General features: G+C 68.7%; 12 protein-coding genes. 5 read left to right on the plus strand and 7 right to left on the minus strand.

Features of this window, described 5'->3' with window-relative positions:
- The first annotated feature begins 194 nt into the window (after nucleotides 1-194).
- From IEY49_RS13235 to csaB, 4 genes are all read left to right on the plus strand, one after another.
- Nucleotides 195-1,226 (plus strand): Glu/Leu/Phe/Val dehydrogenase family protein, encoded by a 1,032-nt coding sequence (locus IEY49_RS13235; RefSeq protein ID WP_189009541.1) that lies wholly within the window; start codon nucleotides 195-197, stop codon nucleotides 1,224-1,226.
- Complete coding sequence (udk, locus tag IEY49_RS13240) at nucleotides 1,223-1,849, plus strand: uridine kinase (RefSeq protein ID WP_189009544.1); 627 nt, start codon at nucleotides 1,223-1,225, stop codon at nucleotides 1,847-1,849. The genes IEY49_RS13235 and udk overlap by 4 nt, the downstream gene beginning before the upstream one ends.
- Before the next feature lie 182 nt (nucleotides 1,850-2,031).
- Nucleotides 2,032-3,885, plus strand: a complete 1,854-nt coding sequence (locus IEY49_RS13245; RefSeq protein ID WP_189009811.1) for a DUF5693 family protein — start codon at nucleotides 2,032-2,034, stop codon at nucleotides 3,883-3,885.
- Entirely contained in the window at nucleotides 3,882-4,868 is a 987-nt protein-coding gene (csaB, locus tag IEY49_RS13250) for a polysaccharide pyruvyl transferase CsaB (protein WP_189009547.1), read from the plus strand. The genes IEY49_RS13245 and csaB overlap by 4 nt, the downstream gene beginning before the upstream one ends.
- A gap of 71 nt (nucleotides 4,869-4,939) precedes the next feature.
- On the opposite strand, the gene IEY49_RS13255 is transcribed toward csaB, so the two are convergent.
- The 5 genes from IEY49_RS13255 to IEY49_RS13275 form a co-directional block, all read right to left on the minus strand.
- A complete protein-coding gene (locus IEY49_RS13255) occupies nucleotides 4,940-5,230 on the minus strand; it encodes a hypothetical protein (protein WP_189009551.1) in 291 nt (96 codons plus the stop codon).
- Nucleotides 5,227-5,475, minus strand: a complete 249-nt coding sequence (locus IEY49_RS13260) for a hypothetical protein (RefSeq protein ID WP_189009554.1) — start codon at nucleotides 5,473-5,475, stop codon at nucleotides 5,227-5,229. Before IEY49_RS13260 ends, IEY49_RS13255 begins: the two co-directional genes overlap by 4 nt.
- Nucleotides 5,476-5,554: 79 nt before the next feature.
- Nucleotides 5,555-6,019 carry a PaaI family thioesterase gene (locus IEY49_RS13265; RefSeq protein ID WP_189009557.1) on the minus strand — a complete coding sequence of 155 codons (465 nt, stop codon included), beginning with the start codon at nucleotides 6,017-6,019 and terminating at the stop codon, nucleotides 5,555-5,557.
- Between the two features lie 60 nt (nucleotides 6,020-6,079).
- Nucleotides 6,080-6,643 (minus strand): DUF2231 domain-containing protein, encoded by a 564-nt coding sequence (locus tag IEY49_RS13270; protein ID WP_189009560.1) that lies wholly within the window; start codon nucleotides 6,641-6,643, stop codon nucleotides 6,080-6,082.
- A 68-nt stretch (nucleotides 6,644-6,711) separates the two neighbouring features.
- On the minus strand, nucleotides 6,712-7,677 hold the full coding sequence (locus tag IEY49_RS13275) for a CobW family GTP-binding protein (RefSeq protein ID WP_229780792.1): 966 nt from the start codon (nucleotides 7,675-7,677) through the stop codon (nucleotides 6,712-6,714).
- A 60-nt stretch (nucleotides 7,678-7,737) separates the two neighbouring features.
- Here IEY49_RS13275 and IEY49_RS13280 point away from each other — a divergent pair, with 60 nt between their 5' ends.
- Nucleotides 7,738-9,507, plus strand: a complete 1,770-nt coding sequence (locus IEY49_RS13280; protein WP_189009567.1) for an ABC transporter ATP-binding protein — start codon at nucleotides 7,738-7,740, stop codon at nucleotides 9,505-9,507.
- On the opposite strand, the gene IEY49_RS13285 is transcribed toward IEY49_RS13280, so the two are convergent.
- Both IEY49_RS13285 and priA read right to left on the minus strand, forming a co-directional pair.
- Nucleotides 9,494-11,161 (minus strand): glycoside hydrolase family 26 protein, encoded by a 1,668-nt coding sequence (locus IEY49_RS13285; protein WP_189009570.1) that lies wholly within the window; start codon nucleotides 11,159-11,161, stop codon nucleotides 9,494-9,496. The genes IEY49_RS13280 and IEY49_RS13285 overlap by 14 nt on opposite strands.
- Nucleotides 11,162-11,207: 46 nt before the next feature.
- Nucleotides 11,208-13,781: a replication restart helicase PriA gene (gene priA, locus IEY49_RS13290; RefSeq protein ID WP_189009573.1), complete on the minus strand. Its 2,574-nt coding sequence runs from the start codon at nucleotides 13,779-13,781 to the stop codon at nucleotides 11,208-11,210.
- Nucleotides 13,782-13,830 lie beyond the last annotated feature (49 nt).

Genomic DNA, 13,830 nt, shown 5'->3' on the forward strand with positions numbered 1-13,830 from the left:
AGTGATCATCACGCGGTCTGTGCGGGCTGTTAAAGCAGATGCTCTCATGCTTGCGTGTCAGCGTGCCGTCTGGACACTGACAGCCTTCTTTCAGTGATGAGTGGCCGCGAGGAAAAAGGCACATGGCCACTGGGGGTGGTACCCTCCAGTGGCCATGTCCGCGCCCGCGTGGCGTGGCTTTTTCGGAGAGTCCTATGTTGATACTTGAAGAGATGCAGTCGCGTGGCCATGAGGCCCTGACGCTGCTTCACCATGCGCCGACCGGCCTGCGCGCGGCCCTGGCCATCCACTCCACGGTGCTGGGCCCGGCCATTGCGGGGGTGCGCCTGCGCGATCAGGACGAGGAACTCGCCGTGCGCGGCGCGCTGGCCCTGTCCGAGAGCCTGACCCTGAAAGCTGCGCTGGCCGGACTGAACTACGGCGGCGGCGCCTGCGTGCTGATGATGCCCGAGGCCGGGGTAGAAGACCCGCATGCCCGCGAAGCGCTGTTCCGGGCCCTGGGCCGCCAGGTGCATCCGATGGCCACCCGGGTGGTCCTGACCGAGGACATCGGCGTGACGCCCGCTGACATCGCCTTTCTGGCCCAGGAAACCCCCAGTACCCTGGGCATGAACACCGACACCAGCAGCGTGACCGGCTACGGCGTGTACCGGGGCATCAAGGCTGCCGCCCGGCATGCCCTGGGCAGCGAGAGCATGCGTGGCGTGCGGGTGGCCATCGTCGGCGTCGGGGCGGTGGGCCGCTCGCTGGCCATGCACCTGCACCGCGAGGGCGCCCGGCTGACCATTTCCGACGAGCGGCAGGACCGGGCCGTGGCCCTGGCCGACGAACTTGACAATGTGACGGTGGCGGGTGTGGGCGAGATCCTGGATACGCCCTGCGACATCCTGTCCCCCTGTGGCTACGGTCACAGCATCCGCAGCGAGGACGTACCCCGGCTGCAGTGCCGCCTGATCGCCGGCGGTGAGCATCACCCGCTCACACGGCGGGGCGAGGCGGCGGTGAAGGAAGCGGGCATCATCTATATGCCGGACTACGCCATCAACGCCGCTGGCCTGATTGCCGCAGCCACCGGAAGTGACGCCACCCACGCCGCGGAGCGCGTCTATCAGACCGTCAACCGCATCGTTGCGGCGGCCGAGCAGTACGGCAAGGCGCCGCACGTGGTGGCCCGGCGCATGGCCGAGCGCCGCATCGACCTGATCGGCAGCCTGGGGCGCGCGTGACGGCCGGTCACGCACGCCCGTTTGTTATCGGTGTGGCCGGAGGGTCAGGCAGCGGCAAGACCACCGTGACCCGCCGCGTGATCGAGACCGTGGGTGGAAACGGGGTTTCGGTCCTGAACCAGGACAACTACTACCGCGACCAGTCCGATATTCTCTTTGGCGCCCGCCTCAATACCAACTACGACCACCCCGCCGCCTTTGACTGGCCGCTGCTGCGCTCGCACCTCGATGCCCTGCTGTCGGGGGTGCCGATCGATATGCCGGAGTACGACTTCACGCAGCACACCCGTTCGGCGCAGACCACCACGGTGCTGCCCGGCGCGGTGGTGGTGCTGGAAGGCTTTTTCGCGCTGTACGACGAGGAACTGCGGGGGCGCATGCACCTCAAGGTCTTTGTGGACGCCGACGCGGACGTGCGGTTTATCCGGCGCCTGCTGCGCGATACGCAGGAACGTGGCCGGACACCCGAAAGCGTCATCCAGCAGTATCTGGAGTACGTGCGGCCCATGCACCTGAGCTTCGTGGAGCCCACCAAGCGCTACGCCGACGTGATCATTCCGCACGGCGGGATGAACGAGCCGGCGCTGGATATGCTGACTGCACGGATCCGCACGACCATCTGACCTTCCCGACCTGTGTTTCCCGGGGTGCTCCCACCGCCTTTGGATGGACGACGTCTGCCCTCTGAGCCCTGCAGCATGGCCGGCGTGAGCGCCCGCCCCTTTAGGATGTGCCTGTGACCGACCCGACCCCCACCCGCCCAACCGAGCGCGGGGACCTTTCTTCTTCGCCAGCGGGCCTGCGGATGCCACCCGCCACCCGTCATCCCTGGACGCGCGCCCTGATCGGTGTGATTCTGCTGTCGCTGATTCCGGCGCTGATCCTGGCGGTGCAGCGCGTCGCCTACGAACAGACGCAGAAAACAGTGGCACTGGTCATGGATTACCCGGCGCTGTCCCTGCAGGCGCGGCGCTTTGGACTGGAGCCGCAGGCGCTGCTTGACCGCTACAAGGCGCTGGGCCTTAACGGCGTGGCGGTCTACGAGGACGTGATCGGCAATCTGGAGCAGCGCGGAGAGATCTATATTCTGCCGGGCGCGGAACTGGCGGTGCGTTACCCCGGCTCCGGAGTCCGGGCCCAGAACGTCTATGTCCGCTCGATCAAACCCGGCGCCGCCGAAGCCCTCCCGGCGCGCTACACCATCCCCACCCGTCAGGTGCGCGTGGGCGGGCAGGTCTGGACCGAGTGGCCCACCGACCCGCGCTTCCTGCCCTCGGGCCCCAACCGTGAGCAGATCGCCGACCTCAAGGCGCAGGGCCTCACGGTGCTGTACCGGCCCTACGCTGATGACGCGGTCAGGGTGCCTGGAGCCGACTGGCCCGACGTGCCCTTCGTGGCGTTCACCGGTGACGAGGTGATCGGGGCACGCACGCCTGAACTGCTGAATGACATCAATGAGCGTCTGGGCCAACGTCTGCCTGCCCTGATCGAAGGAAACCCACAACGCGGCCTGGACACCCTGGTCGCCACCCACGGTGCGGCCCGGATGTTCGCCATGAACCCGTCGTGGCAAAACCGCCTCGGGCCGGAGGAAGTGGCCAGTAAGTATGGACTGGCGGCGTCCGAGCGCAGCATGCGGTTGCTGTACCTGCGTCCCTACCCCACCGTCGGCGAGACCGAGGCGATGCTGTCGCGCATGAAGACACTGCTGGCCACCAAGGGTGTTCAGGTCAACCAGCCGGTGATCCGGCCGTTCGAGGCCAACCCACTGCTGCGGGCCCTGAGCCTTGTGGGACCGCTGGCGGCCCTGCTGCTGCTGGGCCTGAGCTACCCGCTGCCGCGTCTGGGACTGCTGGTGGCTGGGGGCTCGGCGCTCCTGGCTTTTGGCCTCAACCGCTTTCAGCCATTTGAAGGTGCCGCGCTGGTCGCGGCCGTGACGTTCCCGGCGCTGGGTCTGGTGCTGCGCCGCCACCGGGTTTCTGACTGGTTCCTGGCCACCGGGCTGTCGCTGGTCGGGGTGCTGTTCGTCTCCGCGCTGGGCGCTAACAGGGCCAGTGTGCTGGGGCTGGAGCCTTTCCGGGGCGTGGGCCTGACCCTGCTGCTCCCGCTGCTGCTGGTGGCGCTGAGCTTTCTGCCGCGTCAGGACATCCGCAAGACGGCGCGTGACGTGTACACCGCGCCGATCAAACTGGGCGACATTGCGGTGATGGCGCTGGGTCTGGCCGTGTTCGCCATGGTGTTCATGCGCCGTGGCAACACCACCAGCGGTGCCAGCGTCACCGACACTGAAGCCAGGTTCCGGCAGGGTATGCAGGACAGCATCGTGCGGCCACGCTTCAAGGAACTGGCCGGGCATCCCCTGGGCCTGCTGGGGCTGAGCGGGGTACTGCCAGGCTACTTCGGGGCGCTGCTGATTCTGGGCGGCGTGATCGGGCAGTCGAGCATCCTCAATACCTTTTCCCACTTTCACACCCCGCTGCTGATCAGCGCCGCGCGCGCCTTTATCGGGCTGGGTGTCGGCCTGATTGCCGGTCTGTTGCTGATAGAGGCCGTCAAGTTCGGTCTGCGGCTGTGGCACACCTACCGTCCCGAGACCCAGCCCTCTCCCGCGAGTCAGGCTCATCCCGAGACTCAGTCCCGTCCGGAGGTGCAGGCATGACAAGCAGATTCAAAAGGGCCGCAGTCAGCGGCTACTACGGCTTCGGCAACACCGGTGACGAGGCCATTGCCCTGGCCATCAGCCGTGAGCTGCGGGCCCGCGGAGTGACGCCGCTGCTGCTGTCCAATACCCCGGCCGAAACCGCGCAGTTCGCTCTGAGCGAGGCGGCGGCGCGTATGAATCCGCTGGCGCTGCTGCGCGCCCTGCTGCGCTCCCAGGTGCTGCTGTCAGGCGGCGGCGGCCTGCTGCAGGACAAGACCAGTTCACGCACCCTGACCTACTACCTGGGGGTGATCCGGCTGGCCCGGCTGCTGCGCCGGCGGGTGGTGGTGTTCAACCAGAGTGTCGGTCCGCTGTCACCTGAGGGCGGGCGCAAGGTCCGGACTGCTCTAAAAGGTGCGCAGGTGATCGTGCGTGACCGCGGCAGCCTGGAAACGCTGCGCCAGTTGGGCATTACCGGAGAACTCGGCGGGGACCCGGCCCTGCTGCTGAGTCCTACCGCCGGGCTGAGCCGCGATCAGGGCACCGTGATCGTGGCGCCGCGCGGTGACGTGACGGATGCGACCACCACGTTGCGGGACGTGGTGACCGAGCTGCGGGCCCATGGCCGGCGGGTGGTGGCCCTGAGCTTTATGCCGGACCACGACGACACGGCCGCCCACAGCCTGGGCGCCGACGAGGTGCTGAGCACCCGCGACCCCCAGGTGGCGCTGGACGCCATCGCGCAGGCGGGCTTCGTGATCGGGGTGCGCCTGCACGCGGTGATTCTGGCTGCTGCTGCGGGGGTTCCCTTTGCCGGGATTGCCTACGACCCCAAGGTGCTGGGGTTCTGTCAGGATGCCGGGGCGCCCTCGCATCCGACGTTCCTGGATCCGCACGTCATCACGGCGCAGGCTGTAGCGCACCACGCGCCCGACTGGGCTGCAGTGGCGCAGATGAAGGAGCGTGCGGCCAAAAGCTTTGACCAGGCACTGGGCCGCTGATCTGGGCCACTGATCAGAAACGACGCAGATGCCGAGGCTATGGGCCTCGGCATCTGCATTATTGAAGAGGCTTAGTTGCCGACAGCGACCGAGATAGAGAGCGGCACCTCGCTGTCGGTAATGTCGTCGGAGTAGGTCAGCTCCGCGACGCGCAGGGCCACAGGTCTGGCATCCGCGTCGGCGGTCACTTTCAGGATGACCTTGACCTTCTCGTAGTAATTCACGGATGTGGACAGGCGGGTCTCTTCAGTGCGCGTAATTTCCTTCATGACCGCGGCGCGGTCTAAGCGGACAGCTACGCCCTGCGGCAGATCGCTGGCCTTGAGTTTCAGCCAGCCTGCATGGTTCTCGACGGAATTCACGTTCCCCCGCTGACATTGTCGAAATCAATGCGCAGGTCCTGGAAGTACTTGTCATTGACCTTGATCGCCGAGCGCGGGTAGATGATTTGGATGTAACGGGTCTGACCGGGCTGAAGTTTAACCACGGACATGGGAGTGGCCAGGGTTTCGGGGGTCCGGGAGGCGCCGCCGGTCTGGGTAGGCGCGCAGGCCCCCAGCAGGGCGGGGACAGCAAGGGCAGCCAAAAGCGATGTACGGTTCTTCACAAACCTCATCTCACACTCACTGCGGCATCATCGGTGCAGATATTGAGCCAGCAGATCGCGCCATGGACAGCCGCCCGATTCAGCCGCCCATACTGATGACGTTGCAGGTGCAGCGGGCCAGACTGGTCAGCCGGCCCCGCTCATCCTTGACCTCGATGCTCCAGACCATCACGCTGCGGCCCCGGTAGACCAGTTCCGCCTCACCAGTCACGAAGCCGCCGCTGACGCCCCGCACGTGGGTGCCGTTCAGGTCCACGCCAACCGCCACCTGCCGGGTGGAGTCCAGGTTGAGCCAGGAGCCTACGCTGGCCAGTTCCTCGGCCAGTGCGAGGTTAGCCCCGCCATGCAGGCGCCCCGCCGGCTGGAGATTGCCCTCCACTGGCAGCCGGGCGACCACCCGCTGCCGGCTGATGCTGAGAAATTCGATGCCTAGCCGGTCGCCCAGCGTGCCGGACAGGCCGTTCATGCGCCCGGCCAGTTCTTCGGGGCTGTAGCGCTCGAAGTCTTCGGAGGTGGGCATACGCAGGTCCGGATGCAGGGTCATACAGGCCAGGATAGGTGAGCGCAGCCGGTCTCTTGGCGCTCATTCCTGCCAACGCTGCTGTCAGCCGCGCTCCTGGCCCACCCCATGCCGGTACACCAGTTGCCCGCCCAGCACGCCACCGAAGGAGGCCAGAATCAGTCCGCCTCCCGACAGGGCCCGGCCCAGCCGGCGGTAGCCGCGCTGCCGGGCCAGCAGGGAGCCGGCACACAGCACAAAGGCCGTTTCGTTGATCAGACCGTGCACCAGTCCGGTGCGGCGGGCCTGACCACGTGTGAGAGTCCAGTCGGCCCATCCAGCAATGATCGTGGGAAGGGCCCCCACTGTTCCCAGCAGCAGGGCCTGATCGGCGGCGTGGTCGCGCTGTTCTGTGCGGCCCGGTGCCCAGTCCAGGAATCCGGCAACGATCCAGCCCCCCAGCGGCAGATGAATCAGCGCCGGATGCAGCGGGTGTCCCAGACCGTCACCGTGCAGCGCGCGCTGGACGCTGGGAGGAAGGCGCTCCAGAGCCTGTTTCACCAGCGGCTGCAATTCGCGCGCCAGCGCCTCGACGCGGTCGTGTTCACTCAGGGCGTCTTCGAACTGATGGGTGGGAGCGTCTGACTTCTGAAGGGATGGCAGTAGCATGGGGACCTCCTGTCATCCCCACCGTAGCTGTCAGCCGCTGTCATCAGGCGCTGACTGGCCTTGTGGTTTTATTCCGGGATCAGGTCAGCCGGATCGGGTGTCAGGCACGCCTCGAACCCCTCTTTGTACTCGGCGCGCTCCAGACCACGGCCGATCACCACCAGTTCGCTGCGGTCGTCGGCGTCGTCCCAGGCGTCCGCGGTGAACAGGTCGCGCACCGCCTGAAACAGGATGCGCTGCGGATAGCCGTGCAGGCTCAGGAAGCCCTTGACGCGCAGGACCTCGGCCGGCCGCGAGAGGATCATGGACGTCATGAAGCGCTGCCAGGCGTAGGGATCGAGTGGCCGGTCCGCGCGCAGGGTGAAGGTTTTCAGACCCGGGGTGTGCTGCACCGGGTCCGCTCCCTCCAGCACCCGCGGGTCGAAGTCGTCGCGCGCGAGCAGCGCCCCGGCGTCCACCTGACCCTGCTCGACCCGCACGATGCGCGAGAGCGGGTTGACGCCGCGCAGCACCTCCTCGGCGTGGTTCAGGCGCTCCGGATCCGCCAGGTCGGTCTTGTTCAGAACCACCACGTTTGCGTAGGCCAGCTGGCGTGATGCCTCGGGGTGTTCGCGCAGCGTCTGCAGGACGTGCCGGGCGTCCACCACCGCCACCAGGGTGATGACCCGGAAGGCGGCGCGCACCGCACGGTCCAGCAGGGTGGTCAGCACCGGGGTGGGGTCAGCCACGCCGCTCAGTTCCACGATAACCGCGTCGGGTTTGTGTTCGCGCAGCCCGATACCCACCAGGGCGCGAACCAGATCGTCGCGCCCCGAACAGCACAGGCAGCCGGCCGTCAGTTCCTGTACGTCCTCATCGAGGCGCTCGATCAGACTGCCGTCCACCCCGGTCTGACCGAACTCGTTGACGATGATGCCCAGCCGGTGCGGCAGGCTGCGGATCAGGTGATTGACCAGAGTGGTCTTGCCGGCGCCCAGGAATCCGCCTACCACCACCACCGGAATCCGCGCGTCATGTGCTCCAGAGGCCGTCATGCTTCCGATCATAGGGCCGCAGACCAGTGTCTCGCGCTCCTGCACGCTACCCTGCCAGGAATGTCCGAAACTCCTTCCGTCACCCGGCGTCTGTACGGGCTGCTCACGCCCTACCGGCGCCGGGTGACTGTGGGGCTGGCCCTGCTGCTGGGCAGCGTGGTCGCCGAGCTGTATCCGCCGCTGGTCTGGATCCGGGTGGTGGACCAGGGCCTCCCCGCGCAGGACTGGGCGTTTATAGGAACCCAGCTGGCCCTGCTGGTCGTGGTGTTCGGGGTGCAGCAGCTGCTTTCGGCGTGGCGCGGGCTGATCCTGGAGCGCGCCGGGCAGCAGCTGACCCTGGACGTGCGGCTGGCGGTGTACCGCAAACTGCAGTCGCAGTCCGCCGGGTACTTCGAGTCCCAGCGCACCGGGGACCTGATCGCCCGCGTGACCGGCGACGTGGACGCCCTGCAGGACGTGCTGGTGCGCGGCACCGACTCGGTGATCGCCAACCTGCTGCGCCTCGTGGGGGTGATCGGCATCTTTATCGCTCTGCAGCCCACGCTGGGCGTCCTGACCACCCTGCCGATGCTGGCCGTGGGCCTGATGCTGTGGCGCTACGGCAAATCGGTGCGGCCAGCCTACCGCGCGGCGCGCTCCCGCCTGGGCGACCTTACAGCCCTGATTACCGACCGCCTGAGTGGCATGCGGGTCGTGCAGGGCTTTGCGCGCGAGGGGGCGGAAAGCGCCCGGGTCGAGGCCCTGGGACGAGCCCTGTACACCGAGCAGGTCCGCGCCGTGGCGCTGCGCAACCGCGCCTTTCCGCTGGCCCGCTTCGTGGGCAACCTGGGCAATGTGATCATGCTGGGCGGCGGTGCATGGCTGATCATGGCCGGGCAGTTCACGCTGGGCGGCCTGCTGGCCTACCGTGGCTACGGGCGCTACTTCTACGGGCCCATTGACGACCTTGTGAACATCGGGGACCTGTTGCAGCGCGCCGAGGCGGCCGGGCGGAGGGTGTTCGAGGTGCTCGATGCCCCGGTAGACATCGTGGAGCGCCCGGATGCCCGGGAACTGCCGCACCCGGCCCACGGTGAGCTGCGCTTCGAGAACGTCACCTTCGGCTACAGCCCGGCGCGCCCGGTGCTGCGTGAGGTGAGTTTTCATGTGCTGGCAGGCCAGCGGGTGGCGGTGCTGGGCGAGTCGGGCGCAGGCAAAAGCACCCTGCTGGGGCTGGTCACCCGCGCGCATGACCCCCAGGACGGCCGCGTGCTGCTCGACGGGGTGGACGTGCGCGACCTGACGCTGCACAGCCTGCGGACCGGCGCCGTGACCATGCCGCAGGACACCTTCCTGTTTCATGACACGGTGCGCGCCAACGTCACCTATGCGCGGCCGGAGGCAGGCCCCGAAGAGGTCGAGGCCGCACTGAGGGCCGCGCACGCCCTGGGCTTCGTGCGGGCCCTGCCGGAGGGCCTGGACACCATGGTCGGGGAGCGTGGTGTGAAGCTCTCCGGAGGCCAGCGCCAGCGTCTGGCCATTGCCCGGACCCTGCTGGCCCGTCCAGCCCTGCTGCTGCTTGACGAACCCACCAGCGCGGTCGACGCGGAAAGTGAAGCTCAGGTGGTCGCTGCCCTGGACCGGCTGATGCAGGGACAGACCTCGCTGATCGTGACGCACCGCCTGAGCCTGGCACGGGGCGCGGACCGCGTGCTGGTGTTCCGGGACGGCCGCCTGATCGAGGACGGTCCGCCGGCACAGCTGCGCCTGCGGGGCGGCGCCTATGCCGCCCTGGAACGCGCTGCCGAAGCCCTGGAACGCGGCAGTGTGGGTACGCTCAGCGAGGCGTGACGGCCTCAAACGCCCGGGTATCCGAGAGCAGCACCTGCCCGGCAGCCCCCAGCACCTGAACCTCCAGGCGGTGCGGGCCGGCGGTGAGCTGCCCCGCCTCCAGCGTGAAGCGGTGCGGCAGTGTGGCCTCCACCTGAACCGATCGTCCGTCCAGGCGCACCCGAACCTCGCGCGCAGGCTGGGCCAGCTGCACCCACAGGGCTCCGCTGGCCCGCTGGCCCGCGAGAACCTGTGCCGGCCAGGGGGTGGGGACACCGGCCCGTCCAGCCGCTGCCACGGCGCTCCAGCTGGTCATGAAAGCGTCCTGAGAGCGCAGCGCTCCGAAGGCATTCCGCTTGGCCGGGCTGGCAAACAGCCGGTAGTCGTTGCGGCGTTGCCGGACCTTGCCGCCGTTTGCACCAGCCAGCATGTCCAGGTCCAGCCAGTTGATGTTCTTCAAGCGCGGCATGGTCAGCCACGCTCCCCAATACACCTCGCGCAGCTGCTGGGCGGCAAAGGCGCTGTAGTCCTGCCCGGGTGCGGCCCCGCTGCGGTGTGACGCGGCGTATTCGGACAGCTGGATGGGATGGGCTGGTGCGTAGCGGTCGTAGAAGGCGCGCACCAGATCCAGCGGATGGGCGTTCAGGCGCAGCTGGCGGACATCTCCATTTTCGAACGGCACACTGTACAGACTCAGGCCAGCCCAGTCCACCACGTCAGCCCCCGGGTAATAGGTGGCGATGCGGCTCAGGTCACCGGGCATGGGCATCCAGACCATCGCCACGTTGGGGGCCTGCGCCCGCACCAGCCGGGCCACCCGCGCGAAGGTCGTGCGGTACAGGGCCGGGTCGCGGGACCAGGCGTTCTGGCTGTCATTCATCTCGGAGGCGAAGCGCAGGAAGATCGGCACACCGCTGCCCTGGGCGGCCCGGGCAAAGCGCAGGATGATCGCGTCGCTGATGGAAGAAAGCGGCATGCCCGGCTCCAGGGCCAGATGCAGCGCACCTCCATTGGCTTTCACTGCCTGGGCAAAGCGGCCTGGAAAGACCTTGACAGGATCGGTAGACGCGGTGAACTGCCAGTAACGGAAGGCCACGGCAAAGTCGCGCAGGGCTGGCGTCAGTGCGGGTGGTGTGCCGGAGACGCCGCTGGCGTCCACATAAGCCCCGAGCAGAATTCCCCGCGCGGGCTCCAGGCGGGCCAGCCGCGCAGGAGCGTCCGGGGTCTGCCGGGTGGTGAGCAGCATGGTGCGCAGGACCTGCCGGTAGGGCGCAGTCTGGTGCTCCAGGGCGCGGGCCGTGATGTCGTCGCCGCGGGCCCGGTAGCGGGCAGCGGCCTGCCCGTAGGCGCGGGTGGCAGCCTCGTAATCGCCCAGTTTGACCTGGGCGTCCCCCGCCGCGCGCCAGTTGGCCGCCGAAGGGTTCAGCGCCGCTGCCTGCAGGAAGGCCTGCGCGGCCCGGACATGGTCTCCGCTGCGGGTCGCCTGCCGGCCCAGGGCATACCAGCCGTCAGCGCTGCGTGGCTGCGGGCCGGTCCAGGTCAAGGTGGCGCGCGTCGCAGCCACGCCCACGGGCAGGGCAGGGGTAAATGTCGGAGGATTCTCGGGAGCGAGTGAGGTGGCTGACGGAAGGGTTCCGGCCAGCGTCAGCAGCACGAGAGGAAGGGCAGCACGCATCTGGCTCCATCATTCCAGGGGACGGGCCCAGGGACCAGGGGCTTCTTTACAGCCCGCCGCGTGGGTTCACGTCCACGCGCACCCGGGCCTTCCAGGTGCGTGAATCCAGCACGGCCAGCAGCTGTGAGAGCCGGGCGTCGCTGCGGGCGCGCAGCATCAGGTGGTATGGGTAGACGCCTCGTACCCGGGCCACCGGACTGGGCGCCGGCCCCAGCACCTCCTGTGCGCTGGCCCCGGCCCCGTGCAGCGCGTCGGCCAGTTCCTGCGCGGCTAGCTGGGCCTTTCTGGCCTCCCGCGCCGTGACTTCTATTTGCGCCAGGCGGGCGTGCGGCGGATAGAACAGCTCGGCGCGCACCCGCTCCTCGGCGGCCGGGTAGGCCAGCGTGTCGCGGCCCTCGCCCAGTACCCGCAGGGCCGGATGGTCGGCCTGGAAGGTCTGCACCACCAGCATCGGGGCGCGGTCCGGATGCCACTCGGCCAGCTGGCGCAGCAGGCGGTGGTAGCGTTCGCTGGCCCGGAAATCCGAGACGTTCAGCCAGGTGTCGGCCAGCGTCACGCCGATCACCGCCAGATTGGGCGGGGCCGGGTGCGACAGCAGCAGCTGCGTGCCCACCAGCACCCCGCTTTCTCCGTTCATGAGAGCACTCAGGTCATCCTGGCGGTCCTTGTCCAGCCGGTAGACCGGGAAGCCCGGCAGCAGTTTGCCGACCTCCTGGGCGATCCATTCGGTGCCGGGACCGCGCGCCTTCCACATCCGCTCGCCGCACTTGTCGCAGCGGTCGGGGATGACCTCGTGGTAGCCGCACTGGTGGCAGGTCAGCTGGCGGGTCTCCTGATGAAAGCGCAGCGGCACGTCACAGTTGCGGCACTGCGGGGTGTGTTCGCAGCCCGGGCAGCGCAGCAGGGCGCTGTAGCCGCGCCGGGGTGCTACCAGCACCGCCTGACGCCCACGTTCCTGCACCTGACGCAGCACGCGCGCGAGGTCATGGCTTAGCGGGTAGCCCAGGTCGCCGGGTGTGAGGTGCACGCCACTCAGCGGCCCCAGTTCGGGCTGCTCGGGCGGGCGGGCGTAGTCCACCACATGCAGGCGGGTGCGTGGCGGCGGCAGCACGGCCCCCGGATGCGGGATGCTTTCCACTGCCGGCGTCACGCCCACCAGCGCCAGCGCGGCGTCCTGCTCGGCGGCCACCCGCGCCGCCAGATCCGGAATGAACGCCCTGGAACCGCTTTGCAGCTTGTAGGCGTCACTGCCCTCTTCCAGCACGATCAGCAGTGCGAGGTTCTCTAAGGGGGCACTCAGCGCGAGGTAGCTGCCGATCACCAGCCGCGCCGACCCACTGCGCACCAGAGCCCAGGCGTGCTCACGCTGGGCGTCTCCCAGCTGGCCGCTGACCTGCACGGCCCGGGTGTCACTGGCCTGCGCCAGCCCCGAGAGGCCCTCCCACGCACGGCGCAGCGTGGCGTGTTCCGGGGCGATCACCAGCACACCCCGCCCCTGGGAGAGCAGCCGGGCCATGCGCGGGGCCAGCACCCGGAAGCGGTTGGCAGCCCGGCCACCATGCAGACGCCAGACCGCCGCTTCCGGTAGCCGGTCGGGATCGGCTGCCCCCTCGGCGCCCATGGCCGGTTCCGGCAATGCCGGCGGAGGCGCGGGTTGCTGCACATGCGCCGCCCAGCCCCGGGCAGCTAGCGCGCCGGCCTGCGTCACGCTCAGCGGTACCCCGGCAAGCACTGCACCACTGGCCCAGGCGGTCAGTGAGTCGACCGGGCCATGCTCCCGCAGCCATGCCCAGGCGGGGGGCGCTTCTCCCAGTTCCGCGACCATCAGTGCTCCGCCGGCGTTCAGGGCACCAGTGGTCACACCACTGCTGACCCCCGCCCCCCGGGCCCAGGCGCTGAGCGAAGGCTGTGGACCATGGGCGGCCAGCCACTCACAGGCCTGGCGCTGCTTGGGGGTCAGGTCGTCCGGCAGGGGAGAGACCGCGCGCAGCAGCGTCACGGTCCGGGCCTCGGCAGGCACGTCGTCCAGGTCCCGGGCCGAGATGACCGTCCGGGTGCGCCCCAGCGCCGTGAACGTTTCTTCCAACAGACCCTGTTCACGGATGGCGTCCAGCAGCGGCGGCGCGAAGGTCACGGCGTCATTCCAGCTGCTTCCCGGTGCGCGCGCTCCGAATGCGTTCAGGTCCGCTCCCTCCACGGCGCGCACTTCGTGGGTGCAGGGTGAGTCCCAGCCCACACACAGCAGGTCGCACCACACCAGCCCGGCTGGCAGGTGGGCGTCGGCGGCCCAGGCAGTCACCGCGCGCACGGTAGCCGGCGCTACCCATGGTGCGGCCGGGTCGTCAAGCACATGTACCGCCTCGCGCAGCCGGTGCCCACCCCGGGGTTCGCCTTCACCGACCACCAGCCCGACCACCAGTTCGCCCCGCCAGGGCACCAGCACCCGGCAGCCCAGCGGGGCCTCGCCCGGGACGTGCGGATTGACCCATCCGTGCGGCACGGCAAAGTCATAGGCCGGTACCGGCAAAGGCACCGCCACCCGCCACGGCGTTGCCACCTGTGCGCTCGCCGTGGTTTTCCGGGGTTCAGGCAACAGCGCAGGGGCGGCAGGTCCAGACATCCACCCCGAGGCTAGCAGAGCCCACCTTCCAGCCCCAGATGGCCGGATT

The sequence above is a fragment of the Deinococcus malanensis genome, assembly GCF_014647655.1.
GTDB classification, from domain to species: Bacteria; Deinococcota; Deinococci; order Deinococcales; family Deinococcaceae; genus Deinococcus; species Deinococcus malanensis.